Annotated in this window: 19 protein-coding genes (1 of these 19 running past the window's edge); 12 read left to right on the top strand and 7 right to left on the bottom strand. The window is 41.4% G+C overall.

Annotated features, from left to right (window positions below):
• From BQ8014_RS06530 to BQ8014_RS06520, 3 genes are all read left to right on the top strand, one after another.
• Positions 1 to 605, top strand: a 605-nt coding sequence (locus BQ8014_RS06530) for a RagB/SusD family nutrient uptake outer membrane protein (RefSeq protein WP_139785161.1), incomplete at its 5' end; no start/stop codon positions are given.
• 233 nt (positions 606 to 838) lie between these two features.
• Positions 839 to 1,687, top strand: a complete 849-nt coding sequence (locus BQ8014_RS06525) for a sugar phosphate isomerase/epimerase family protein (protein WP_080903664.1) — start codon at positions 839 to 841, stop codon at positions 1,685 to 1,687.
• A 163-nt stretch (positions 1,688 to 1,850) separates the two neighbouring features.
• On the top strand, positions 1,851 to 2,504 hold the full coding sequence (locus tag BQ8014_RS06520; protein ID WP_080903663.1) for a cation diffusion facilitator family transporter: 654 nt from the start codon (positions 1,851 to 1,853) through the stop codon (positions 2,502 to 2,504).
• 42 nt (positions 2,505 to 2,546) lie between these two features.
• On the opposite strand, the gene BQ8014_RS06515 is transcribed toward BQ8014_RS06520, so the two are convergent.
• Both BQ8014_RS06515 and BQ8014_RS06510 read right to left on the bottom strand, forming a co-directional pair.
• The gene (locus tag BQ8014_RS06515) at positions 2,547 to 4,124 is read right to left on the bottom strand and encodes an Rne/Rng family ribonuclease (protein ID WP_080903662.1); all 1,578 of its coding nucleotides are present in this window, start codon (positions 4,122 to 4,124) and stop codon (positions 2,547 to 2,549) included.
• A gap of 227 nt (positions 4,125 to 4,351) precedes the next feature.
• Positions 4,352 to 4,636 carry an HU family DNA-binding protein gene (locus BQ8014_RS06510; protein WP_080903661.1) on the bottom strand — a complete coding sequence of 95 codons (285 nt, stop codon included), beginning with the start codon at positions 4,634 to 4,636 and terminating at the stop codon, positions 4,352 to 4,354.
• Positions 4,637 to 4,827: 191 nt separating this feature from the next.
• On the opposite strand from BQ8014_RS06510, the gene mutY reads away from it, so the two are divergent.
• The 9 genes from mutY to BQ8014_RS06470 all read left to right on the top strand — a co-directional run bounded on the left by mutY (position 4,828) and on the right by BQ8014_RS06470 (position 18,669).
• Positions 4,828 to 5,898 (top strand): A/G-specific adenine glycosylase, encoded by a 1,071-nt coding sequence (gene mutY, locus BQ8014_RS06505; RefSeq protein ID WP_080903660.1) that lies wholly within the window; start codon positions 4,828 to 4,830, stop codon positions 5,896 to 5,898.
• Positions 5,899 to 6,214: 316 nt separating this feature from the next.
• Positions 6,215 to 6,793 (top strand): RNA polymerase sigma factor, encoded by a 579-nt coding sequence (locus BQ8014_RS06500; RefSeq protein WP_080903659.1) that lies wholly within the window; start codon positions 6,215 to 6,217, stop codon positions 6,791 to 6,793.
• A gap of 129 nt (positions 6,794 to 6,922) precedes the next feature.
• A complete protein-coding gene (locus BQ8014_RS06495) occupies positions 6,923 to 8,074 on the top strand; it encodes a FecR family protein (RefSeq protein ID WP_080903658.1) in 1,152 nt (383 codons plus the stop codon).
• A gap of 258 nt (positions 8,075 to 8,332) precedes the next feature.
• Positions 8,333 to 11,593, top strand: coding sequence for a TonB-dependent receptor (locus BQ8014_RS06490; protein WP_080905854.1), 3,261 nt, complete (start codon positions 8,333 to 8,335; stop codon positions 11,591 to 11,593).
• 36 nt (positions 11,594 to 11,629) lie between these two features.
• The gene (locus BQ8014_RS06485) at positions 11,630 to 13,084 is read left to right on the top strand and encodes a RagB/SusD family nutrient uptake outer membrane protein (RefSeq protein WP_080903657.1); all 1,455 of its coding nucleotides are present in this window, start codon (positions 11,630 to 11,632) and stop codon (positions 13,082 to 13,084) included.
• 52 nt (positions 13,085 to 13,136) lie between these two features.
• Positions 13,137 to 14,495, top strand: coding sequence for an FAD-dependent oxidoreductase (locus BQ8014_RS06480; RefSeq protein ID WP_080903656.1), 1,359 nt, complete (start codon positions 13,137 to 13,139; stop codon positions 14,493 to 14,495).
• A gap of 115 nt (positions 14,496 to 14,610) precedes the next feature.
• Positions 14,611 to 16,950 (top strand): glycoside hydrolase family 2 protein, encoded by a 2,340-nt coding sequence (locus BQ8014_RS06475; RefSeq protein WP_160150045.1) that lies wholly within the window; start codon positions 14,611 to 14,613, stop codon positions 16,948 to 16,950.
• Between the two features lie 24 nt (positions 16,951 to 16,974).
• A complete protein-coding gene (locus BQ8014_RS18960) occupies positions 16,975 to 17,358 on the top strand; it encodes a hypothetical protein (protein ID WP_087880492.1) in 384 nt (127 codons plus the stop codon).
• 72 nt (positions 17,359 to 17,430) lie between these two features.
• Positions 17,431 to 18,669 carry a hypothetical protein gene (locus BQ8014_RS06470; protein ID WP_139785091.1) on the top strand — a complete coding sequence of 413 codons (1,239 nt, stop codon included), beginning with the start codon at positions 17,431 to 17,433 and terminating at the stop codon, positions 18,667 to 18,669.
• 380 nt (positions 18,670 to 19,049) lie between these two features.
• On the opposite strand, the gene BQ8014_RS06460 is transcribed toward BQ8014_RS06470, so the two are convergent.
• From BQ8014_RS06460 to BQ8014_RS06440, 5 genes are all read right to left on the bottom strand, one after another.
• Positions 19,050 to 19,298, bottom strand: coding sequence for a hypothetical protein (locus tag BQ8014_RS06460; RefSeq protein WP_139785090.1), 249 nt, complete (start codon positions 19,296 to 19,298; stop codon positions 19,050 to 19,052).
• Between the two features lie 92 nt (positions 19,299 to 19,390).
• Entirely contained in the window at positions 19,391 to 21,802 is a 2,412-nt protein-coding gene (locus BQ8014_RS06455; RefSeq protein WP_080903652.1) for a transglycosylase domain-containing protein, read from the bottom strand.
• 103 nt (positions 21,803 to 21,905) lie between these two features.
• On the bottom strand, positions 21,906 to 24,191 hold the full coding sequence (locus BQ8014_RS06450; protein WP_080903651.1) for a cation:proton antiporter domain-containing protein: 2,286 nt from the start codon (positions 24,189 to 24,191) through the stop codon (positions 21,906 to 21,908).
• A 219-nt stretch (positions 24,192 to 24,410) separates the two neighbouring features.
• Complete coding sequence (locus tag BQ8014_RS06445) at positions 24,411 to 26,576, bottom strand: heavy metal translocating P-type ATPase (RefSeq protein ID WP_080903650.1); 2,166 nt, start codon at positions 26,574 to 26,576, stop codon at positions 24,411 to 24,413.
• A protein-coding gene (locus tag BQ8014_RS06440; RefSeq protein ID WP_080903649.1) for a heavy metal translocating P-type ATPase crosses the window boundary here: on the bottom strand, positions 26,552 to 26,588 show its end. The gene runs 1,643 nt beyond the window's last position; the window shows 37 of its 1,680 coding nt (coding positions 1,644-1,680); its start codon lies off the right edge, out of view; the stop codon is at positions 26,552 to 26,554. The genes BQ8014_RS06445 and BQ8014_RS06440 overlap by 25 nt, the downstream gene beginning before the upstream one ends.

The raw sequence follows: 26,588 nt of genomic DNA, 5'->3' as shown, positions 1-26,588 counted from the left end.
GGGACAACGATATTCGGAATGCCCGCCACAATATCAAAAGAGATTTCTACTTTGATAATCCGGAATCAATTTATGACGGGATGAAAATCGATTTCAGCTTATATCCGCCATCGGCGGGAAGAGATCCTATCAGAGATACTTGCCAATATATCTATCCATTCTTTATGAAGTTTGCTGATCCTTGCCATATTGTCGATAATGCTCCTACCTCTGGAGGAGGTGCTGTTTATAAAGACGTCTATGTAATGCGATTGGCAGAAACCTATCTTTCAAGAGCGGAAGCCTATATTGCTTTAGGAAAAATAGATTTAGCCGCAGCGGACATAAACGCGATAAGAATCAGATCTCACGCCAAACCTGCTGAATTAAAAGACATTAATATCGACTATCTACTGGACGAACGGGTACGCGAACTCTATGGAGAGGATTGTAGACACTTCGTGTTGAGAAGAACCGGTAAGTTATTGGAAAGAGTACGGAAATACAATAATAATCCTAAGAATCCGGGATTGAACATTCAGGATTACCATGTCTTATGGCCAATACCGCAAGAGCAGATGGACCTGAATATTGGTGTGAAATGGGAACAGAACCCGGGCTATTAATTTAGTGACTGTTTTCTGCTCGTTAATTTATTTAACTCTGTGTTTAGAGCAGTTGAATGATAATGATCTCCGGAGAAGAAAAAACATAGTTTTCTCCGGGGGTTCATTGGTAGTATAAAAAAGTATAAAACTTTATTGGATTCGTGGGGAATTGAAATCAAGTTTTTATCTTTGAAGCAGGATGTGTGTGCGTAAACATTAAGTATTTTTTAAACTATATATAGGAGAACACCATGAAACAAAACAGACGAACTTTTTTTAAACAAGGATTGACCGGCGCATTGATGCTGGGAGCCGCGCCGTTGCTAAAAGCGACATCCTTTGCGGTGGAAGCCCAAAGGCCGAAAGCGAGTAACCCTTTTAAGCTGGGTATGGCAGGCTTTACTTTTGTTAATTTTGACTTGGATACGACGCTGAAAACTCTACAACAGTTGGATGTACATTATCTCTGCATCAAAGACTTCCACTTGCCCTTAAAAAGTACGGCGGAAGAAATCAAGGCTTTCCACGAAAAATGTGCAGCATACGGTGTTACGGGCTATGCCGTAGGACCGATCTACATGAAAAGTGAACAGGAAATCGACAATGGATTCGAATATGCCAAACGAGTAGGCGTTAAGACGATTGTCGGTGTTCCGAACTACGAATTGCTTCCTTACGTGGACAAGAAAGTAAAAGAATACGATTTCAACTATGCCATTCACCTGCATGGGCCGGACATCAAGACATATCCGGATGCAAAGGATGTATGGGATCACACCAAAGATCTGGATCCACGTATCGGCATGTGTCTGGACATCGGTCATGATTTGCGGAACGGACGCGATCCGGTTGCGGATTTGATCAAGTACCACACTCGTGTATTCGACATCCATCTTAAAGATGTAACCGAAGCTTCCAAGGCGGGAAAGGGCATCGAAGTAGGACGTGGAAAAATTGATTTCCCCGGCTTCATCAAGGCATTACGCAAGGTTAATTATACCGGAATGTGCAGTCTGGAATATGAAAAGGATATGAAAGATCCATTCTTGGGAATTGCCGAATCGATCGGTTACTTCAAAGCCTTATGCGATTACATTTAAAGAAATAAACCGGAACAATAAAACAAGAGGGAATAGCTACATATTAGCTATTTCCTCTTTTTATTTCCTCTCTTAAGTAGGATTCATAAAAAATCGGCTGTATAGTTAATAAGAAAAACAGTTTTGTAGTACCTTGCATTAGTTTATACAAAATAAAATTCGAATGAACAAAAATACACAGACAGAGACTCAGGCCCAAAGTAATGAGAAAAGAACAAAGTGGGTTGTCATATTGACAACCATCACCATGATTATCGAAATTACATTTGGCTATTGGACTAATTCGATGGCCTTGTTAGCAGATGGTTGGCATATGGCAACGCATGTCTTTGCCCTCGGACTCACATGGATTGCCTATTATGTTGCAAGGAAGTATTCCGAAACAGAAAAATACGTATTTAATAAAGAGAAACTTCTGGCCTTATCCGGCTTCACAAGTGCCATTATATTGCAAATCGTTGCCGTAATTATGGCAGTCGAATCGGTTATACGGCTCTTAAATCCTGTTGACATCTTATTCCCGGAAGCAATCATAGTTGCCGTCATTGGCTTATTTGTAAATGGACTAAGTGCCTTATTCCTTCATCATGACAACCATTACGATCCGAATATTCATTCTGCATATATACATGTATTAGCGGATGGGTTAACCAGCTTAACGGCTATTTTCGCATTAGTAATTGGGATGTATCTGAAAATTTACTGGTTAGATTGCCTTAGTGGAATTCTAAGTTCCATAGTTATTACAAAATGGTCTGTCGATTTAATTACGAATTCAGGTAAAGAACTAATTAATTTTAAAAAAAGGCAGGGATAGGAAGAAAAAAGGGTGACTTTCTTTAAGCCACCCTTTTGAATTTTAGTTCCCTTTAAGTTCTTTTTCCTCTTTCATATCGAGTTCGTTCTTGTCTTTATCATAGAATCGATACTCCAGAAAGCCTAAACTCTGATTCGGAATAATCCTGATTCCGGAGGAATACTTGATTTTCCATTGTAAACTTAACGGGAAAAGGCCCTTATTCACATACGCCGCCACATAGGGGTGGATATGAAGGCTGAATTTCTTCACATGATGTTTGTTCACCAAACAATCGATTTTCCCTTCCAGGCTGTCGGTAAACAAGATGGAAGGTTTAACCGTACCTGTACCAAAACAGGTCGGACAATTTTCTGTCGTCTCTACGTCCAAAGACGGGCGTACCCGCTGGCGTGTAATCTGCATGATACCGAATTTACTTAACGGCAGGATATTGTGCTTGGCTCGGTCATTGGCCATGGCCTTATTCATATGCTCGAACAATTTCTGCCGGTTTCCCGGATCTGCCATATCAATAAAGTCGATCACAATAATACCGCCCATATCACGCAGGCGCAATTGGCGGGCAATCTCGTCCGCAGCCGCGCTATTGACATCGAAAGCGGTCTTCTCCTGGGCATCACTGCCCTTCGCCCGGTTGCCGCTATTGACGTCGATCACATGCATTGCCTCCGTGTGCTCGATAATCAGGTAAGCACCGCTTTTATAGGTTACGGTGCGTCCGAATAATGATTTGATCTGCTTGGTAACTCCAAAGTTATCCAAAATAGGCAGATCGCCGGAATACAATTGTACAATATTTTCCTGACCGGGAGCAATGAGAGTCACGTAAGCCTTTACGTCGTTATAGACATCTTTATCATTGATATAGATGTGTTGGAAAGAAGGATTGAAAATGTCGCGCAACAAAGCGACGGTGCGGCCTGTCTCTTCGTAAATGATAGCAGGTGCTTTCGCTTTGGTCAGTTTGGTGATGTTATCTTCCCAACGTTTCAATAAAGCTTTTAATTCATGATCGAGTTCCGCCACTCGTTTGCCTTCGGCAGACGTACGTACGATCACACCGAAATTCTTTGGCTTAATACTCTGAATAAGCTGTCGTAACCGGGCCCTCTCCTCTCCCGATTTTATTTTGGTAGAGACAGAAACCTTATCTGCAAAGGGGATCAGTACCAGAAAACGTCCGGCGAAGGAAAGTTCGGAAGTCAGACGCGGTCCTTTTGTAGAGATCGGCTCTTTGGCAATCTGCACCAGCACTTCTTGTCCTGCTTTCAGGACATCGCTGATACTACCTTCCTTTTCTATTTCCGGTAAGATCTGTAATTTGGAGATAACAGGTTGTTTTTTAGGATCACCCAATGCTTGTTTCAGAAACTTCAGCTGGGTGTTAAAATTCGGTCCTAAGTCCAAATAGTGAAGAAATGCATCCTTTTTATATCCTACATCGATGAAAGCGGCGTTCAAACCCGGAATCAACTTTTTGACTCGTCCAAGGTAGATATCACCGACAGCGAACGATTCGTTGCGTGCTTCTTTCTGAAGCTCCACAACATTCTTATCCTCCAGTACAGCAATTGTTACCTCTTGGGGTTGAACATCAACGACTAATTCACTTATCACAATATAAAATGATGTTATTTAAAAAAACTGTTTACTCAATAAAGAAAAGAACAAACCTAATTGTTTTTCTTAAGTTTGTTCTTTTTTCTCTACTTAATCAGACATTATTTCTTTTTATGCCTGTTCTTTTTAAGTCTTTTTTTGCGCTTATGCGTAGACATTTTATGTCTTTTTCTTTTTTTTCCGCTTGGCATTTTTACTTTGTTTTTTGTTAATTGATAATTCTCTTATTTGTTATTGTTACTTACTTGATTCAAAAACACCCGTGCCGGTTTAAACGAAGGGATGTTATGTTCCGGAATGATAATCGTAGTGTTTTTCGAGATATTACGAGCCGTTTTCTGTGCTCTCTTTTTAACGATAAAACTACCGAAACCTCTTAAATAGACGTTTTCCCCTTCAGCTAAGGAGCCTTTTACGATCTCCATAAATGATTCGACACTCGCTAGTACTGTCTGCTTATCAATACCTGTACCCTTCGAAATCTCACTTACGATGTCTGCTTTTGTCATGTTGATAAATATTATATGATTAAACTACATTAATTTTTTGGATTGCAAATATATAGCTTTTTATTCTAGTCTGAAAAGAAATGTATCTCATTTTTTCATAAAAAAAGAATAAGCCTCCCGGATTATCTCTGTATGTTTGCATTCGCCAAAGAAAAAAACGTTATCAACTTTAAAGATACAACTATTTTGCAATGACGCAAGCAAAAGACAAATATAAAATAAGTGAAATCTTCATAAACTGGTACAGGCAGCATCAGAGAGAACTTCCCTGGCGCGAAACGAAGGATCCTTACCTGATCTGGATTTCTGAAATCATACTGCAGCAGACCCGCGTAGCGCAAGGTCTGGAGTATTACCGTCGCTTCACCGAACGGTTCCCCACGGTAAAAAGCCTGGCGGAGGCCCGGGAAGAAGAAGTTCTCAAATATTGGCAGGGATTGGGTTATTATTCCCGCGCCCGCAACCTGCATACAGCCGCCCGGGAAGTCATGGTACGTTTCGGCGGGCACTTCCCATGCCGCTATGAGGATATCCTATCGCTAAGAGGAATCGGTGAATATACGGCGGCGGCTATTGTCTCCTTTGCCTGGAACGAGCCCTACCCCGTGGTAGACGGGAACGTCTACCGGGTATTAAGCCGGTTATTTGCCATCGACACCCCGATAGACTCGAGTAAAGGCAAAAAACAGTTCACCGAACTGGCACAGATGCTGTTGAATCCGGAGAAAGCCGGGATCCAGAATCAGGCGGTCATGGAATTCGGAGCCTTGCAGTGTATCCCGCAAAACCCGGACTGCCCGCATTGCGTCTTCGAAGACTACTGCATGGCCTTTCATGCAGGGAAGGTACAGTCGCTGCCCTTCAAACAACACAAAACAAAAACGAGGAACCGTTATTTCAACTATCTATATCTGATATATAAAGGACAAACCTATCTGCACCGCCGCTCGGGGAAAGACATTTGGGAAGGATTGTATGAATTCCCCTTGATCGAAACTGAATCGTCCGTCGATTTCGCCGCATTAAGCCGCATGGAGGCCTTTGCCAGGCTGCTTCCCCCGGAGATCCCGCTTACGCTGCTCAGCAGTAAAACCGGCGTCAAGCATGTATTGTCCCACCAAATCCTGTACGCTTCTTTCTATAAGATAGAGCTTGCTTCTCCCTTACGCCCGGATAACGCCTACCGGCCGATTCCTCCGGAGGAACTGGAACATTACGCTATTCCGCGCCTAATCCATAGCTATCTGGAGAACGACTATTAATCATACATTTAACCTATCCGTAAAATATTAACCCATCGTTTCCAGTGATTTTTTCACGCATTCCTTACTTTTATCGGCGACCACCGTATCACCGGAAGGCTGCACCTTTTCATAAAGGGCAATGATGTCTTCCGCTTTGAAAAGAAAATCGATAGGCAGATAAAAAAGAAGTCACCCCCCCAGTTCAGAAATTTTAATTATACCTTTGACAAATCAAAAAAAGAAATTATCTTTCGACATGTTATCCAGAAGTAAAGAGCCAGAATTGAAACAACAATAAAAGTCAATACTATTTGTCATAGTGAAAAGCCAATGCATGAATGAATCCGGCAATAATCAAGAAATAGAATTATGGCAGGCATTTCTCGACGGTGAGGAAGGCGCTTTTTCCCAATTGTATAAAGTTTGTTATAGGAAGCTTTATACTTATGGCATAAATATTGGCATGACTTCTGACTTGGTGGAAGACACGATTCAGGAGCTATTCATTAAATTGTATACCCGGCCGGAACAAATTAAAACAGCTACAACTCTCCTGGCTTTCCTATTTGCCTCCATACGAAATAGCTATTTAAACAATGAAAAGATCTCTCGACGTAAGTTGCAAATCGATGAAATAGACTCTTTTTATTTCGACTATATAGTCGAAAACAATCCGTTGGAAGAAACAGAAGAACAAGAACAAATAAAAAAACAAATAGCACAAATCCTTGACAGCCTTACCTCACGCCAAAGGGAAATCATTTACCTCAAATTTCTCGTACAAATGGACTATGAAGAAATTGCATCCGTCATGCAACTCTCCGAACAAGCCGCACGCAATCTAGCCTATCGGGCTATTGACAAAATCCGAAAAAACCACAAATATCTTCTTCTTTTTCCCCTATTACAATAAACTGATTAGAAAGGGTTAACTTTTATTCATTTTCATCTTAATGAAAAAAGATGAAAAAAAATCCCATAAAGTGATTACAAAATAAAGATTCGATTGTATTGTTAGTAAAGCAATCAGAAGATAAGATTTATGGGAAATTTTCATAATCATACAGTAATAGAAGACTTCTTATTAGATCCGGATTTTAACCGGCTAATCAATGGGAAGAAAGAATCTGGAGTCCGTTCTCTCATGGAAGAATATCCTGATAAAAAAGAACTGATTCGTTCTGCAGCCACATTGCTTCTCTATATGAAAGTGGAGGACATCGAACTTTCCGATGATTTTATAGAAAAGAAATACAAACAGTTAAAGAATCAGATTAAAGTCGGAAAGCGCCGTTCAATTATCCTTCGAGCAGCCGTAGCCGCTTGTATTCTGGCGCTTATAACAAGTACGTTCTTTCTCTATAAATATCAGGAAAATATGACGGGAAAACAAATTTTTGCCCTTTTGGATTCTACATCCTTGAATATAGAAGAGATTAGCCTTTCTTCCGGATATACCCATGTGAAAGTAGATGAAAACAAGAAGATTGTACAAACATCCTCCGGAGACATTTTAATTGGAAATGAAGAGAAAATGAAATCCTCAGAAATAGAAGACGAATATATCCAGTTACTTGTACCCAATGGGAAACGTACTTCCATTAATTTCAGCGATGGGACTATAGCATGGGTAAATTCAGGCTCCAAATTAATTTATCCCAAGACTTTTAAGAAAAACAAAAGGGAAATTTATGTTGACGGGGAAGTCTATCTGACCGTTGCCAAAGAAACAGGCAGACCTTTCATAGTCCGGACCAAAGACATAAATGTCTCTGTATTGGGAACAACATTTAATGTCTCGGCTTATAACAATGACAAAGTTCACAGCATTGTCTTAGTAGAAGGATCCGTCGAGGTTTCATCCGGTAAATTCAATAGCAAAATAGCGCCCAATCAAGCCTTTATCCGGGAAGACGGAATAGTCTCCATCAAAGAAGTCGACACCTATAAATATACTTGCTGGAAAGATGGTGTTATAAAATTAGAAAATGAAACATTGGATGCCATTTTCAAAAAGATAAGCAGATATTATAACGTCTCCATCCAACAAACCGATCCGGATTTGGATATGAGTAAAGAAATTTACAAGGGGAAGCTTGATTTGAACGATTCTTTGAAAATTGTATTAGACAACTTGGCTCACTCCAGTAATTTTTCTTATAAAGTGGAGGATAAAACAGTCTTTATTGAATAGAGTGTACATACTATAATTTATTAACATTAAATCTAAAATTGAATGACATGAAAAACAGCATTTGTTTACGCTTTCATAGCGACTAACCAATTCCCGCTTTACATACGGAACTAAAAAAAGACCGCATAATACTTGCACTATTATACGGTCCCAAATCTTAATCACAAAACTGAATGTTAATTAAAATCTTTCAAATGTATGAGGAATACTATTATTATTGAAATCAAAAAGCTTAAAAAAGGTTTTTTACCGAAGATTATGAAAACAACTATCATACTCTTTCTTTCCGGTTTTTTCTGCTACGCGTTTGCAGGGAAGAGTTATTCCCAAAGCACAAGCGTAACCTTAGAGCTTAAAAATGTTACGCTTGAACAATTGTTTCAGGAAATTGAAAGCCACACGGAGTTCGTTTTCTTATACAAGAAGGAAGTAGACACACGAAAAAACGTATCCATACGAGCTCATAATGAGAACATAGAGAGTGTCTTGAATAAAGCTTTAGGTCCATTGAACTATTCCTATCGGATTAACGGGAAACAAGTCATCGTAACGAACAACAAGGATGCAGCTAAAATGGCTGAATCGATAATAGATCAAACTCCTTCCGGGAAAAACGTCAGTGGAAAGATTGTCGATGAAAACGGAGACCCGATGATCGGAGTCGCCGTAACGGTAAAAGGAACGACCAGAGGTATTTCTACTGATCTTGAAGGGAACTTCTACCTAAACGACATCCCTGAAAATGCCATCTTGGAGTTTTCTTACATCGGATATCAAAAACAATCCATAGACTCCAAGGGGAAAACATCCTTTAACGTCACACTCCAGGAAGAACAGCAGTCGTTAAACGAGGTAGTCGTCGTAGGATATGGCATAATGAAAAAGAGCGACCTGACAGGATCAATCGATCAGATCAAGAGTGAAGAAATTAACAATTATCCTTCTACCAATGTCATGCAGGCTTTATCGGGAAAATCGGCAGGAGTACAAGTCATGCAAAATTCCGGAGCACCCGGAGCAACGATGAGTATCCGAATAAGAGGAGCGAATTCTATACAAGGAAGCAATGAGCCGTTATATGTAATCGATGGCTTTCCCGTTGCCAATCAAACCATTCTAAACAACTCGGATATTGAAAGCATTGAAATTCTTAAAGATGCTTCAGCGACTGCAATATATGGATCAAGAGGAGCCAACGGAGTTGTAATTATCACAACAAAACAGGGTAAAACCGGCACTACTGTTATTGATTTTGAAACGAGTTACAGCTCACAATCCATTATCTCTAAAATGGATTTGATGAACGCTCAGGAATATGCGACATTCTATAACATACAACAACTGAATGATACGGGAAAAGAATATTTTACAGCTGACCAGATTAATAAGTTCGGGGTAGGTACAAACTGGCAGAATTTGACTTTCCGGCAGGCTCCGCTTTTAACGACTTCACTCAATGTGAGCGGAGGAAGCGAAAAAACCAGGTATTCTATTTCGGGTAGTACTTACAATCAAGAAGGAATCATTGAAGGCAGTAATTATGACCGTTACAGTATCCGTACGAATATTGATCATACGTTTAATAAGAACTTAAAAATTGTTTTATCTTCGACCTTATCCCGTATGGAGACGGACCGAAAAGATAGCGGAGGAGGATCCAGAGGAACATCCCTAATTGGTTCGACTTTGGGAGCGTCCCCTACTCTTTCTCCATACACCGAGAGTGGCGCATATACGACTTTAGCGATCGCATATCCCTTTGTAGCAACCGACATTATCAATCCGCTTAATTTTATCAAAGAGACCTCTTCACACATCAAAGCCAATGTCGCACTCATTAATGCCGCGATAGAATATAAGCCGGTAGAAAGTTTACTGATTAAGGTATCGGGCGGTGTGGAAAACAGAGATGACAGGACGGATAATTTTACAACATCTAACTTTTACCGCTCTAACGGTTCTGCGAGTGTAAGCACGAGCCAATATACCAGTTTCCTTAATGAAAACACCATCAGTTACCTGAATACATTTAATGATATCCATACCTTATCAGCGGTAGCCGGATTCACTTACCAGGATTTTGTAAATACGAGCTTAACAGGTAGTAGTTCGGGATTTTTAAGTAATAATTTTGAAAGTTATGATCTTTCCGCAGGCGAAGTTCCCGGCATACCGGGAAGCGGCTATACTAAATCTGTATTATTATCTTACTTGGCCAGAATCAATTATAATCTGACGAACAAATATTTATTTACGGCAAGTTTCCGTGCCGACGGTTCTTCTAAGTTCAGTAAAGGAAACAAATGGGGTTATTTTCCGTCGGCAGCCTTAGCGTGGAGGGTTTCAGAGGAAGAATTTCTTAAAGATAATAGAGTCATATCCAATCTGAAACTACGGGCAAGCTGGGGAACAACCGGAAGTCAGGCGATCAATCCGTATGTGACATTAAACCAGCTTTCTTCAGATAAAGTCGTCTTTGATGATGCCTTAAACTCAACCTTTGCACCAGGAACGAATTTACCCGGAAATTTGAAATGGGAAACGACCCGGCAGGTCAACGCGGGATTTGATCTGGGATTATGGAAGAACCGGCTAAACCTTACCGTGGATTATTACATAAAAAACACAAAGGATTTATTAAATACCGTCAGACTTCCGTCTTCTTTGGGCTGGACAAGTACAGTCCAGAATGTAGGAGAAGTTCAAAACAGAGGATTAGAACTAGGTTTGGATGCTCTGCTACTGAATGGGCCTTTCCGTTGGAATATCAACTCTAATATTTCATTCAACCGAAACAAAGTTGTAAAACTATACAATGGAGAAGATATTTTAGGGCCTGGCTCCGGAGCTCTATCTTTAAGCGGAAACATAAATATTCTACGGGAAGGACAACCAATAGGTATTTTCTACGGATATAAAGAAGACGGATACGATGAAAAAGGGTATATCAAATATAAGGATCTGAAGGAAGACGGGGCTTTCACACAAGGTGATCAGACTTATATCGGTAATCCCAATCCCGATTTTATATACGGTTTCCGCTCAGACATGTCTTGGAAAGATTTTGAACTGAACATTTTTATTCAAGGTAGTTACGGAAATGATCTGATGAACATCAGTAAAGTGTCGTATGCATACGATTATGGTTTCGGTTTGAATATGATCAGGGATGTATTATATAACCACTGGTCGGAAAACAATCCGAATGCCAAATATCCTAAAATCAGTTATTACACAAAATATCAAGTGTCCGATCGTTTTGTTGAAGATGGATCCTATTTGAGACTGAAGAATATCCAACTGACTTACAAACTTCCGATTCATAAGATAGGAGTAAACTGGATAAAATCGTTACAGATTTATACAAGTGCTCAGAATCTGCTGACTTTGACAAACTATTCAGGATGGGATCCCGAAGTAAATGCTCGTGGAGGTTCAAATTCAACAGTACTGGGCGTTGACGATAATGTATATCCAAATTACAAGACCTTCACGTTTGGCCTGCGCGCTCGATTCTAATAATTCAAAAAACAAATCAAAATAATATATTTACAAATGAATAAGATTTTATTAAATAGAAGTTTATTCTTCTTAATTATTATATGTCTGATGACGCTAATCTCTTGTAATGATTTGTTGGAAGAGAAACCGAAAACCGTTGCAGGTGAATTATTCTATTCTACCCCGGAAGAAGTAGAAACGGCTATTAATGCAGCGTATTTACCTTTTAAAGGGAGTGTCTGGGCAGAATTAATCGTTCGGTTAGACACTCATACGGATTGGGGATATGGCAGAGGCACAAGGTCTATCCTTAATAATGTACAAGGATTCACCAGTATAGATGAGATGAGTTCCTATTGGACAAACTTTTATCTCATCATCCGTAATGCCAATATTGTCATCCAAAACACAAAAGTGAATGAAAAGATTTCTGAGGCAGATGTTGAAAAGTTCGTAGCAGAAGCCCGTTTTCTGAGGGCATTAGCTTATTATCATTTAGTGCGGAATTACGGTTCGGTTCCGCTTAGGACGGAAACTAATTTGAAGGATAGAGATCTTGCCAAATCATCGGTCACTGATATTTACGCGTTCATACTTGAAGATTTGGAGTATGCAGAAAATTACCTTCCGGAAATACCCTCCAAATCGGGGAAGCCGGGTATTTATGCCGCCAAAACGCTTCTGGCCGACGTATACCTCACCCTTGGAGAATATGCAAAAGCAAGGAATAAAGCTGACGAAGTAATCAAATCGAACAAATATGCGCTTGTCCAGGTAACATCTGAAGATGATATACGGAAAAACATCTTTGGTCCCGATCTGGTTACCAGTACAGAAGAGGTATTCTATATCAAATATACTCGTCAAGTGGGGTTTGGCAATTGGATATTATGGGTACTCAACCATGAAACTTCAGGGTGTTTTAATTATGGAGGAGCATATGCTCATTACGGAGATAATACGAACATCTTTTTTACTCGTTGGGATGATATTGATCTGAGGAAACGGCTTTGGGATAATATTAATTTCGGATTGGGTACAACCACCATGGTCTGTGGAAAATATGCAGATACGGAAGCCGTAGATAAAAGTCTCGGAGCAGGAAATGATTTGCCCCTATTGCGTTATGCCGATGCCTTATTAATTTATGCAGAAGCATCTTGTCTGGCAGGCAATGGGCCTACGGCAGAAGGGATGGAAATATTGAATCAAGTACATCGCAGAGCTTATGGACTTGATCCGAAAACAGTTTCTCCGGTTGACTTTAAACAAAGTGATTATAATGTCCAATCGTTCCAAGATCTGGTTTTACAAGAACGGGCTTATGAATTCATATTTGAAGGGAAACGGTGGTATGATCTGAAAAGAACAGGAAAAGCGGCTGCAATTATCGGAGAAGCAAAAAAAGTAACGATTCCTGAAAAGGCTTACTTATGGCCAATCCCCTCTTCCGAATTAAATTACAATCAAGCGCTCAATCCGGAGACCGACCAGAACCCGGGTTACTAATAAATAATCGATAAATTAGAGTTGATAAGAATATCCATTAAAATAAAATATCATGAGAAGACGAACAATGTTGAAAACGGTAGGGGCCATTTCTTTAAGTAGTGTAATACCTAAAGTAAGCATAGCCTCTCCTGTAGAATATAAAGAGATTCGTAAAGAAATCGAGACAGAAGTATTAATTGTCGGGGGAGGAACTGCAGGAACAATAGCGGCGATTCAGGCTGCACGGGCCGGTTGTAATACTATCCTAGTAGAAAACGGAAGTCAATTGGGCGGAACTACTACCACCGGAGGGGTCGCTTTTCCAGGCTTATTTCATGCATGGGGTAAACAAATAATTGCCGGAATCGGCTGGGAGTTGATTTCCGATACGATACAACTGGGTGACGGGACTTTCCCGGATTTTAACATTCCGACCAGACGCGCTCATTGGAAGCATCAGATTCGGTTAAATCCTTATTTATATGCTTTACTTTCCGAAGAAAAATGTCAGGAAGCAGGCGTACAAATCCGGTACTATGAAACTCCGACGCAAGCGACCTGGGAGAACGGTAGGTGGAATGTAAAAACCGTAGGAAAAGGGACTCACACTCATATACGGGCAAAACAATTGATTGATTGTACCGGCAACGGGTTTGTAACAGCATTGAGCGGCTTTAAAGTGCTTCGGGAAGATGAAATACAACCGGGTACTTTACAGTTTAAAATTGGTGAATACGATATCGATAAATTAGACATGAAGCTGATTCAAGCTAAATATGAGGAAGCGATAAAGAAAAAAGAAATATCCCAAACAGAATTTAGAAGTATTGCGGCTTTACTGCAAAATCAGGGGGATAATATCCAGCATATACTCGGAGCTGATTCTACCACTTCGGAAACGCACACTATTGCGAATATAAAAGGGCGTTCTTCTTTATTAAAAATGCTCCGTTTTTTAAGGACATTGCCCGGTTGTGAAAAAACGAAATTAGTATCTATGCAACCGGAAACTGCCGTACGGGAAACTTATCGAATAGACGGAGAGTATCAGATAACACACGAGGATTATGTCAACGGAAAAGTTTTCGAAGATTCCCTTTCCTATTCCTTTTATCCGATCGATTTACACGATGAACAAGGAGTTGTCCCGAAACATTTAAATGAACACAAAGTAGCAACCGTTCCACTCCGTGCATTGATACCAAAGAATAGTCAAAATCTATTAGTTGCCGGGCGGTGTGTCAGCAGTGACCGGTTAGCCAACTCCGCACTTCGCGTACAAGCATCGTGCATGGGGATGGGACAAGCAGCAGGAGCTGCAGCAGCATTAGCATGCAAGCAAAATGTGACACCGTTGAAAGTAATCCCTGAAGATATCCGGAAATTACTTCAGAAACATAATGCGATTGTTCCGGGAGAGAACCTATAAATTCATATTCTTACACTTATGTATCCTATAGGAAATATATCCGGAGAAAGGTAAGGTTGCAACAATTCCTTTGCGAGCTTTAATTTCCATGTATTCTTTGAAACAACATCGTAACGTGAATAAACAGATTATCAAACAAATAGTACTAGTAATTTATTTTTCAGGAGCATACTTAACTCCTACAGCAAGCCAATCTCCCCAGTTAAAATGGGAGATTGGTTATCACAAAACGGAGCAAGAATTACCAACCAAATGGGTGCCAGCCTCTGTCCCCGGAGCAGTTCAATTGGATATAATGAAGGCTGAAAAATATAGACAACCATGGTATTGGGGAGATAATGTCAAGCAATTTGACTGGATGGAGGATGTCTATTTTACTTATAAAACAGATTTCAAAAAACCAGATTTGAACAATGGCCAACATTTATATTTTTTCTCAAAAGGCATTGATTACCAATTCAAAATTATATTGAATGGCCAGACAATCTGGGAACAAGAAGGTATGTTTTCCTATGTTGATATTGATCTGACAGACCATCTTAATGAGAATAATGAATTGAAAATAATTATTTTCCCTGTCCCCGATTTAGGATTCTCATTCGACGAGTCTCCAAGCTTATATCGACGTAATGCACGTCAGAGTGCCAAGCCAGCGGTGAGCTATGGTTGGGACTGGCATCCTCGACTTGTGACACGCGGAATTTGGGATGATACCCGTCTCGTTGTTCGTAATCCAATCAGGATCTCTGATCTATTTATAAATTATGACCTAAATAATAAACTTGATAATGTATTTATTAATGCAAATATTACAGGAATAGGTTTAGAGGATTGTTCTTATAAATGGAGTCTGATAGATCCGGAAGGGAAAGTTGTTTTAACAAAGGAAGGTATATTTTCTTCCAATATCCAGAAGATCGACGTTGAAATAAAAGATCCTGTTTTATGGTGGCCCAGCGGCTATGGCGATCCCAATATGTATCAAAGTAAGATGTGTTTAATTGATAAAAGCCATAAAGTAATAGAGGAATACGGCAGCAAAATCGGATTTCGTCAGATAAAGTTAGTAATGAATGAAGGTGAATGGGACAGGCATATTCCATTGCCTGTAACTCGTAATAGGGCCCCGGCTTGCCTGGAGGTGAATAACATTCGTATTTTTGCAAAAGGCACCAATTGGGTACATCCGGAAGTATTTGTCGGAACGATTACTCACGAACGATATCTTGAACAAATTCTTTTGGCTAAGAATGCAAATTTTAACATTCTTAGAGTTTGGGGTGGAGGAATTGTCAATAAGGAGTCATTCTTTAATATTTGCGATGAGCAAGGAATATTGGTTTGGCAAGAATTTCCATTGGCATGTAACTATTATCCAAACGAGCCCAAATATCTGAATGTATTAAAACAAGAAGCAAGGTCAATAGTTGAACGGGGACGAAATCATCCTTGCCTGGCCATATGGTCGGGAGGAAATGAATTATTCAATAGTTGGAGCGGCATGACTGAACAATCATTCGCTCTTCGCCTACTGAATAGTATATGTTACGAACTTGATCCCAAAACTCCTTTTATTTATACATCTCCTGCTTATGGCATGGGGCACGGACATTATTTATTATATGATAAGGAAACAAACGAGGAGGTTTTTCAATGGATGCCTGAGGCAAATAAAACAGCCTATACTGAATTTGGAGTACCTGGGGTATCGAATCTGAATGTATTGAAAAGTTTTATACCCGAAAAAGAACTATTCCCTCCTAAATCTGGTACTACATGGGAAATTCATCATGCAATGGGAGCTTGGCGCGAAGATAGTTGGTTAGAAATGCCGACTCTTGAGAAGTATTTTGGAACCATAAAATCATTGGAAGAACTGGTTCAATATAGCCAATTAATTCAATGCGAAGGGTTGAAATATATCTATGAAGAAGCGAGGAGGCAAAAACCATACTGTAGCATGGCTCTTAATTGGTGTTATCAGGAACCATGGCCTTCTGCTGTCAATAATAGTATAATAAACTGGCCAAATGAAGTGAAACCAGCCTATTATCATGTAGCTAATGCATGCCGTTCAATATTGGCAAGCATAAGAATTCCCAAATTTGAATGGAAAGAAGGAGAAAACTTTGCCTGTGATCTTTTTATGCTTAATGATAGCTACAAGAAAGTTGGAAAATCGAAGATCAAAGTCAGTATGCAGTATGACGGTAATGTATTAGAAATATTGTCCTGGAATTTTCCTGGTACTGAGAATTTTAAAAATCTACAAGGTCCAACTGCGAATATCAGCATTCCTAAAATGAAATCAAACCTATTTTCCATACACATAGAAGTTAAGGGACACAGCGAATTCAATTCCTCCTACATCCTTCTGTATAAAGGTGATGATATCAATAAAGTTTTCCCGTCAAAAGAATATTACGAAGGAAAGCTAAATGCTTTTGGTAATTAAGAAGAAATTTATTTTTAACACATTATGAAACAATTACCCTATTATACCATCATATTATTGGCTCTATTGCATCCTATGAAAACTATATCTTCGGAAAATATGGCCGGAGAAAACACGAAACCTGAACGAATTGTAAACTTAATAAACTTTATTAGACAAAGTGAACCTCGCGACAGCGCTATAACCGAGGATGTCTTAGTAGAAACAGTAAGACAGCAAATACTATTATATAAAAAATATAATATGCCAGGCACTTTTCTATTACAATACGATGCACTTATAAATCCTCGCTATCAACAATTACTGAAAGATAGTATACCGCCCAACTCTTTAATAGGGGCTTGGTGGGAAATTACTCAACCCCATGCGGAGGCGGCAGGACTGAAATGGAGAGGCCGGTATGAATAGGACTGGCATGTAAATGTTGGCTTTGCTATTGGGTATACTCCTAAAGAAAGGGAAAAACTGATCGATGTATATATGGATAAATTCAAATCCATATTCGGATATTATCCTAAGGTTGTAGGGTGCTGGTTTATTGACTCTCATTCATTAGGATATATGTACAAAAAATATGGCATTGAAGGTTCTTGTAATATGAAGGATCAAATAGGAACGGATGGATACAGCCTTTGGGGAGGATATTGGAATAATGCATTTTATCCTAGCAAAATAAATGCGTATATGCCGGCACAGAGCGCAGAAAATCAAATTCCCGTACCTATATTCAGGATGTTGGGTAGTGATCCTATCTATCAATACGATAATGGTTTAGGCGAAACTTGTCAATCAGTAGAATCATTAGAAACTGTATTTAAAGACAGTGGAGCTAACCCTGCATGGGTCGATTATTTTTTTCAATCGGCATTTAATGCTCCTTGTCTAAATTTTTCTTATGTTCAGGCCGGCCAAGAGAATTCATTTACCTGGGCACTGATAAAAGACGGATTAACCATGCAAGTCCAGAAACTGGATTCGCTGAGGGCAATAGATGTCATTCGTATTGAAACTCTCCTGGAAACCTCAAGATGGTTTAAGGCAAAATACCCGACGCCCCCACCTATAACCATTTCAGCATTAAATGATTATAAACGAGAAAATAACAAAACAGTTTGGTATAATAGCCGATTTTACAGAGCTAATTTACTTTGGGGTAACGATTCATTTCGATTTAGAGATATACATTTTTTTGACGAAAATATAAAATCCGAATATTTTCAAAATAATGTTACTACGACAACGAGTGTTTATCAAACTCTCCCTGTTGTTGATGGTTTCCAGTGGAGCAATAAAACCAATATAGCAGGACTAAGATTAGTTAAATTGAACCCAAAAGAACAATCATCGGAAATCATACTTGAAGACCCTATTGTTAATCAAATTGATGACACATCTGTTCAAATTAGGTGCAAGGCTCGAGGACTACAATGTTTTTTCTTAATAAGACTTTCGGAAAATTGCATAGGAATATCTTGCGACAAAAAAGATATTCTATGGGCATTGGAGCTTAACTGCGTAGCCAATAATATAAAAATGCCATTCAAGAATGTTGGGAAAAATATTATTGAAGCTGAATTTAGAGATAATCAATATCGGATAGAATGTAAAGAGAGTTACTTTAAACGGCCCAATGATTCTGAAAACTTTGTATTTAGAATTCTGCCAGAACTTGACAGTATTGTTATTATAAATCCCCTCTATAGGATATTTTCCAAATAGTTCTTACAGAAGATGGTTTTAAAATTGGGATTCAACTGCGTAATGATTTCATTTGAATATTGATACCCTATGCATTGTTTTAAACAAACAACTCTCTTCTTTTTCAATAGATTAAAGATATAAATAAACGAGGGCGGATTGGATTTAGGAACCATGGCTTTTACTGTGAAAGGAAGAAGATACACAGAGTGAATTCGAAAAAAGCTATGAAAACCAACTATGTTCCCTACACCTTTGCAAAAACCGTTTTGGATATTCTAAATGCTTATGTAAAGCTTTACATAAATTCTATAAATACTTAACGCAACATTTGAGGATAAAGGATAGCTTGATAAATGAATCCGACCTGACAGAAATATGAAATAGAATTATGGAAGAAGTTATTCCCTCATTTTCGTCATATCATTCCTCGCACCGAGGTATTGGGCGAGCACAGCCAATAGAATAAAAAGAGGTATGGTATATATTGGCGTTTGCAGATAGTAACGCAAAGGAATCAACACCGGGATGGAAGCATGGATCAACAGCCACCAGGGAAGGGTAAACTTCCGGTATCTGCTTCTCCATTTTCCCAGAGGTAGGTTGAGAAAGAAAGAGAGAAAAGCAAGCAAGAAAACGGCCTTTGTCATCACTCGAATTTATTTTCAGATTGATCGCATTCGCTTCAAAAAGGGTAAAGATAACTGTTTTTCCGGATTATTTTAGCCTGAATAATTCAATGCTATCTGACGAACTGTTCATCCTTTTTACTACCCTCGACCTTCAGTAGTTCGAGGCCTTCATCTAACGATAAACTATCCATTTCCAAAGTATCCGCCTCAATCGGTTCGGGAGTCTGACATTGATACTCCCGGCTGATCGGTTGCTTCGGTTTTGGGAAACGCCCTCTATAAGAAGATAAGCTTTTGTCGGCTAAGACCTGCTCCATAAAATAACCGAAAATCGGCAATGCCGTACGGCTTCCCTGTCCCAACATGCCGGTACGGAAATGGACACTCCTGTGTTCGCCGCCAACCCATGCCCCACCGACCAACTTCGGTGTCACCCCGACAAACCAGGCATCCGAGTGATTGGAGGACGTTCCCGTCTTCCCTCCGAAATCCGTATCATAATTGAATAGATTGAAACTCCAGAGCGCCCGGGTTGTCCCGCCCGGCTCCGACAAGCCGGCGCGCAACAATTCGGTCATCAGAAAGGCGGTTTCATAGGGAACGGCTTGTTTGGCGGAAGGCTTATGCTCATAAAGTACTTTCCCATCCTTATCTTCAATTCTGGTAACCAATACCGGATCCTGTTGCATACCATCGTTAATGACGGTACAATAAGAATCGACCAGTTCCAACAAAGATACGTCCGAAGCGCCGAGAGACACCGAAGGAGTCGCATTCAGTTTTGTTTTGATTCCCATCGCATAAGCCGTCTGTATGATCGAATCGACCCCTATTTCTTTTGCCAACTGCACGGCAATTGTATTGATCGAACGGGCAAAAGCAGCTTTGAGATACATCGTATCTCCCGTATAAACGCCATCCGCATTATGGGGAGCCCAGCGGACCAGTTTACCCTTATCCATCACTTCCCAATCGATGTATTGATCCACCCGGGTTTCACAAGGAGACATCCCACGGTTGAAAGCGGCGCTATAAACGAAAAGCTTGAAAGTGGAGCCCGGCTGGCGCTTTGCAGTTACCTTATCATACTGCCAAGAACCGAAGCCCACGTCCCCTACCCAAGCCTTCACATAGCCGGTATGCGGTTCGATCGCAACAAAACCGGTATGCATAAAGCGTTCCATATAACGGATGGAATCCATCGTGCTGAGCGTGGTATCCCTTGTTCCCAAATCATAATCGAATACTTTCAGACGATGCGGTTCATTGAGATAATAATCGATCGAATCCGGTTGATGAGGAAAGCGTTCCTGTAGATGCTTGTAAGTCGTAGTCCGTTTGGCAAGATCTTCAATAAAGCCGGGTATCTCCTGCCCGTTTTCATCCCTCCAGGGAGCCTGCTTCCCCCAATGATTGTCAAAATTACGCTGCACGACTCGCATTTGTTTATCCACGGCCAACTCAGCGTAATGCTGCATCCGGGAATCAATGGTCGAATAGATCTTCAGGCCGTCGCCATAAAGATCCATATTGTTTGTTTCGCACCATTCTTTCAAGACTTCCGCGACTTCGCTTTTCAGGTAAAGAGCCAGCGTATCGACCATCGCGTTGTTCGTATCCAGAATGATAGGAATCTGTTTCAGCGAATCATATTCCAACGGCGTTAGAATCCGTTTTCTTACCAGATTGGCAAGCACGACATTCCGGCGCGCCAAGCTGTTCTTAGGGTTCAGGCGGGGGCTATAGGTCGTCGTCGCTTTGAGTAGTCCGACCAAAGTGGCCGCCTGTTCGACCGTGATCTTAGACGGAGTCGTATTAAAATAGTAGGAACAGGCCGTTTTGATTCCGTATGTATTACTTCCGAAATCAACGGTATTAAAATACATGGTCAGGATTTCGTTTTTATCATAAAAGGCCTCCAGCTTCAAAGCCAGGATCCATTCTTTCGACTTCATGATAAGCAGGCTGATACCCGGTATGATTCCCAGCACCCCGGTGGAATACTGGGATCGCACCTTGAACATATTCTTGGCCAACTGCTGCGTAATCGTACTGGCGCCCCTGGCATTTCCCCGGAGCATATCCTTGAAGGCCGCAAAAAGGCCTTGTATATCGATACCAAAATGGTTATAATAGCGCTCATCTTCAGTAGCGATCAGCGTCTTGATCAATACCGGCGAGATCTCTTCGAACTTAACCGGCGTCCGGTTCTCCCGGTAATATTTTCCCAACAACTGTCCATCCGCACTGTAGAGTTCGGAAGCTACATTCTGTACCGGTGCATTGACGACCGACAACCCGGGTGATTTACCGAACAGCCAAAGGAAATTAAGGTCTACCATTATCAGATAGATAAAGATTGCAGCCAGAAAAGTGACAAACAAGATCGCAATCTTTTTATACCATTTAGAGCGTTTATAATAGGACTTATATTGTGTAATCCATTTATTTATAATAGCTTTCAGAACAGAGAGCAACCTTTTTCCCTGAGAAATTATTTGCTGAACGGTGTCTTTTTCCATCTATACATTTGAAATAACGTGTTTGAAGGTGTAAAAGTAAGAACTTCATGGCTCATCCCGTAAGATTTTGAACAAATTATTCTAAATAAATCGAAAGCCGGAATCATTCGCCTTTGCCACGAGAAAAAAGAAGAATGGAAGGAAGTTTATCATACCATTTTTCATCCAACAAAAACAGCTTGTCGATGTATTCCAGATTCACAAGGATCAAGTCCGGCTCATTCCAGAAACCGTCATTTATAAAATGCTTGTCAACCAGCTGTACATGGTTCGGAGCATCTTCCAGTAGTTGCCGGATTGGGTCGTCGATAACAGAAATGCCGTCTTCGCCGGTTTCAGTTTCATTTAACAGGAAGATTTTTGATTCGGCATTACGAATCAACTTGCGAACGTAAAAGAGCAAGAATACGTCATTGGGGTTAAAGAGGGTGACAAAAACATGGTTAAGCCCTTCCAACTGTTTATCAATCAATATACCGACAGGCATTTTAATTCTGTTCAGTATTGCCCGCGTATTGGTATCGATCAGGAAGCTTTTGAACATTTTATCTCTACCGGTAACCGTATTAATAAGCATTTCAGGATGAACGATCTGAGTCGTAAAGCCAAGAACCCTTCCAAGCAGGCTCCCCTCAAAAATAGATTCCTCCGGATTCATCAACAGTAAATCATATTCTCCTTTATTAGCAATCTGCACCACCTCGGATACGATTTCATTTGAAATATTAAAAATAGGAATGATCTTACGTCCCAATGTATTTGCTTCTGCCAGAATCGGAGCAAAACTCTCCTTTTCATATATTTCGACATTCATATGATGCAAGCCGTCCGGAGATTTTAAATGAAGGGCCGTAAAGGACGTGTGATTCTCGATTCTCCGGGACAATCCGTTAGCGATTTTGAGCAACGCGGCCCCTTTCTGCGGAGTACGAAAGAAGAGCAGAAACCGGTGCCTTGCCAGATCGTTCTTCTTTCCATCAAAGGCGCCGTCGTCCGACTTGAATACTTTCTGAATTAGGTTCAACGAAGGACCAGTCATAAAGGTGGTCACCAATGCCATAATCACCATCATTGCAAAAATTTCCGCATTCAGTACCCCCAGGTCGTAACCGATATTCAACACAACCAGTTCCATCAGCCCGCGTGTATTCATCAATGTTCCTATAGTCAGGCTATCCCTCCAGTTCTGCCCGACAAACTTAGCGGCCAAAGCGCTTCCGACAAATTTTCCCACGACAGCCACCAGAATAATCAATCCGGTTATTTTCCATAAAAAAGGATCATTCAGCAGACCAACTTCCGTCCTCAATCCACTGATAACAAAGAAAAGAGGCAAGAATAGAACCAGGGCAATATCTTCTATTTTCTCTATAAACAAAGAGCGGAACCGAATATTTTCAGGCATGATTACTCCCGCCATAAAAGCGCCGAAAAGCGCATGGATCCCAATTGTTTCCGTAATAAAGGAAGAAAACAGTAAGACCAGGAAGAACAGGGCGACCAACCATTTATTAAGTTGCTCTCCTGACTGGCTCAGTTCGCCGATCCGCTTGAGGAAAGGGCGGACAATCTTAAGCATAAAGAGGACATACAAAACGGCAAAGAAAATAGTAAACAAGGCGCTCAGCACCACGCCGGCCTTAACGATCGCAATCACTATAGCCAGCAGGCACCATGCCGTTATATCATCCGCTGCCGCGCAGGTAATGACAACAGCCCCCAATTTCGTTTTATGAATGCCTCTTTCCTGAATGATACGGGCAAGGACGGGAAAGGCAGTGATACTCATTGAGATTCCGATAAACAAGGCAAACGAGGAAAATTTAATATGTTCCGGAGCGTGCCCGGGATAAATAAAATAAGCGAGCCCTACTCCTAATGCAAACGGAATGATAATGCTGGCATGACTTATCACCACTGCATCATGCGCTTTCGTTTTCAAAACCTTAAGATTCAGTTCCATCCCAATGATAAACATAAACAAGATCAGGCCGATCTGGCTCAATACCTGAAGATTTCCTAAAGACTGGACGGGAAATAGGAAACCGGAGACCTCGGGAAAAAAAGCTCCCAGCAAAGAAGGTCCTAAGACAATTCCCGCCAATATCTCACCAATCACCATCGGTTGCCCGATTTTCTTGAATATCCAACCCAGGAAACGGGAAATAAGAATGATCGTAATAATCTGTAAAATCAGCAGCCCGATCGAATGATGCAGATTATCAAGCAAAGAGTTTATAAACTCCTGGACAGGCGTATTCTCCGAAGACTGGGATACGACATTCCGGCCGGTCTCCAAGGCTCCTCCCCTTGCAATAATCCAATACATTAGGGTTGTAAAGCCACCGATAATGACGATATAAAAAAGGACATTCCTCAACTTTCTCATATTTCTTATGATTCTATTATTTCCCTCTACACAAAACAGATAGAGTATCTCTTAAAAGATGTATTGGATGATATGATTTACACTCCCTGGTTTTTGCGGTATAAAAATATTGATAATTACCGAATTCTCCAATGGCAATCGCATCTTTTAACTGACATTTTATAAGTAAAATAAGCAAACAAGAGAAGAAGCATAGGCTAAAAGTTGCATGCGGTATCTCTATTTTTTCCATTTCAGCCGGAGGCTGTTTGTTACTACACTTACGCTACTCAGGGCCATGGCCGCTCCAGCCAGCATCGGGTTCAGGAGAAATCCATTCACCGGATAAAGGATACCGGCGGCAATCGGTATGCCGATCAGGTTATAGATAAACGCCCAGAAAAGATTCTGATGGATAGTCGCTACGGTCTGCTCCGAAAGGCGAATCGCCTGGGGGATTTTGTTTAGGTCGGACGAAATCAGGGTTACCTTGGCCACTTCCATAGCAATGTCGCTGCCCCGTCCCATGGCAATGCTGACGTCTGCGCGCGCAAGGGCGGCACTGTCGTTAATGCCGTCTCCAACCATTGCCACGACCTTTCCGGCAGACTGCAATTCGCGGATATAAGACTCCTTTTGGTCGGGCAATATACCGGCTTTGTAATGAAGGATACCTACTTGCGAAGCGATTGCCCGGGCTGTCTTTTCATTGTCTCCGGTAAGCATATGGACTTCAATACCCATCTCATGCAAACGGGTAACAGCCGCTTGGGAACCCGTCTTTACCTGATCCGATACGGCGTAGACAGACTCCGCCTTTCCACCGGAAGCAAACCAAACCAAGCTCTTGCCTTCTTCACTGAAACGCTCTCCCGCCGCATCTATTTCCGGAGCTATTTCAACCGAATAATCTTCCAACAGCGAACGGCTGCCGGCAAAGTACCAGCAATCTTCCTTCCGTGCCCGGACTCCCTTGCCCGGAATATTCTCAAAGTCGGATAAGGAAGGCAAGGTCTTATCTGGATAATAAGAAACGATGGCATCCGCCAGCGGATGTTCCGAACGGATCTCCAAAGCAACCAGCATGGCAGCATCCGCCTGCTCCGGATGCAGCCAGAAAACATTGGTAACTTGAGGAACTCCTTCCGTAATCGTACCGGTTTTATCCAGCACGACGGCATTGATCTTCCGGCTCAGTTCCAGGCTTTCCGCATCTTTGATCAGGATACCGTTCTCGGCCCCTTTCCCGATGCCGACCATAATGGCGGTCGGGGTAGCCAACCCAAGCGCACAGGGACAGGCGATTACCAGGACGGTGACTAAAGCCAGGAGTGCCTGTGTCAAGGCGTTTTCACCCCCCAGCAGCAACCATAACAGAAAAGACAACAACGCGATGCCGATCACTACCGGCACAAAAACGGAAGCTATCTTATCGACCAACCGTTGTACCGGCGCCTTGCTTCCCTGCGCGTTCTCCACCATCCGGATGATCTGGGCGAGCAATGTTTCGGAACCGACTTTCTCCGCCCGGAAACGGAAACTCCCCTTTTGGTTCAGCGTCCCGGCATAAACCGGATCGCTCTCTTCTTTGAGCACGGGGATCGGCTCTCCACTCAACATACTCTCGTCCAGATAGGAAGTGCCGCTCAGCACCACTCCGTCCACCGCAATTTTCTCACCCGGCTTGACAGCAAGGATATCTCCTTTCACGATCTCTCCTATTGGGATCGAAAGAAGGCGTTCTCCCTCCCTGACAACGGTCACTGTCTTGGGCTGCAGACCCATCAATTTCTTGATCGCCGTCGAAGCATTCCCTTTGGCTTTTTCTTCCATATATTTGCCCAGCAGGATAAAAGCGACGATGACAATGGCCGCCTCGAAATAAACATGCGGCTCCACACCCCTCTCCAACCACACGGAAGGGAAAAGCGTGTTAAACACGCTAAACAAGTAGGCCACACCGGTACTCAAGGCCACCAGGGTATCCATGTTAGCCGTCCTATGCTGCAGTTGCTTCCAGGCATTGATGAAAAAGGAAGAGCCGAAACCGAAGAGTACGACCGTAGCTAAGGCCCACTGGATATAATTTCCATAAGGCATATGCATCAGAAACATACCGATGATAACAGAAGGCACAGCCAAAAGGATAGCTGCGATTGTCTTCCTTTTCAAACGACTCCGTTCCTCCGAACGGATTTGCTCCACTCGTTCCGGATTGTTTTCGTCACCGATCGCCAAGTCATAACCGGCGTCCTGCACTGCTTTCTGCATCTCCTCGGGAGTAATTTCGCTGGGATCGAATTCCACGTTTGCATTTGCCGCAGCCAGGTTGACCGCCGCATTCTTTACGCCTTTCTGTGCATTCAGCGCTCTTTCTACATTTACGGCGCAAGAAGCGCAGGACATATGTAGGACAGG

Origin of the sequence: Parabacteroides sp. Marseille-P3160 (assembly GCF_900162725.1) — a bacterium.
Lineage (GTDB): Bacteria > Bacteroidota > Bacteroidia > Bacteroidales > Tannerellaceae > Marseille-P3160.
Note: the sequence above shows the minus strand (reverse complement) of the source record. Positions and strands in the feature narration are given on the sequence as shown.

Bases quoted from the DNA above. Each gene is read 5' to 3' on its own strand.
- BQ8014_RS06500 (WP_080903659.1), top strand. From the start codon at position 6,215: ATGAATGAATCCGGCAATAATCAAGAAATAGAATTATGGCAGGCATTT.
- BQ8014_RS06495 (WP_080903658.1), top strand. From the start codon at position 6,923: ATGGGAAATTTTCATAATCATACAGTAATAGAAGACTTCTTATTAGAT.
- BQ8014_RS06460 (WP_139785090.1), bottom strand. From the start codon at position 19,298: ATGACAAAGGCCGTTTTCTTGCTTGCTTTTCTCTCTTTCTTTCTCAAC.
- BQ8014_RS18960 (WP_087880492.1), top strand. From the start codon at position 16,975: ATGAAACAATTACCCTATTATACCATCATATTATTGGCTCTATTGCAT.
- BQ8014_RS06525 (WP_080903664.1), top strand. From the start codon at position 839: ATGAAACAAAACAGACGAACTTTTTTTAAACAAGGATTGACCGGCGCA.
- BQ8014_RS06510 (WP_080903661.1), bottom strand. From the start codon at position 4,636: ATGACAAAAGCAGACATCGTAAGTGAGATTTCGAAGGGTACAGGTATT.
- BQ8014_RS06480 (WP_080903656.1), top strand. From the start codon at position 13,137: ATGAGAAGACGAACAATGTTGAAAACGGTAGGGGCCATTTCTTTAAGT.
- BQ8014_RS06470 (WP_139785091.1), top strand. From the start codon at position 17,431: ATGGATAAATTCAAATCCATATTCGGATATTATCCTAAGGTTGTAGGG.
- BQ8014_RS06485 (WP_080903657.1), top strand. From the start codon at position 11,630: ATGAATAAGATTTTATTAAATAGAAGTTTATTCTTCTTAATTATTATA.
- BQ8014_RS06490 (WP_080905854.1), top strand. From the start codon at position 8,333: ATGAAAACAACTATCATACTCTTTCTTTCCGGTTTTTTCTGCTACGCG.
- BQ8014_RS06455 (WP_080903652.1), bottom strand. From the start codon at position 21,802: ATGGAAAAAGACACCGTTCAGCAAATAATTTCTCAGGGAAAAAGGTTG.
- BQ8014_RS06520 (WP_080903663.1), top strand. From the start codon at position 1,851: ATGAACAAAAATACACAGACAGAGACTCAGGCCCAAAGTAATGAGAAA.
- mutY (WP_080903660.1), top strand. From the start codon at position 4,828: ATGACGCAAGCAAAAGACAAATATAAAATAAGTGAAATCTTCATAAAC.
- BQ8014_RS06445 (WP_080903650.1), bottom strand. From the start codon at position 26,576: ATGTCCTGCGCTTCTTGCGCCGTAAATGTAGAAAGAGCGCTGAATGCA.
- BQ8014_RS06450 (WP_080903651.1), bottom strand. From the start codon at position 24,191: ATGAGAAAGTTGAGGAATGTCCTTTTTTATATCGTCATTATCGGTGGC.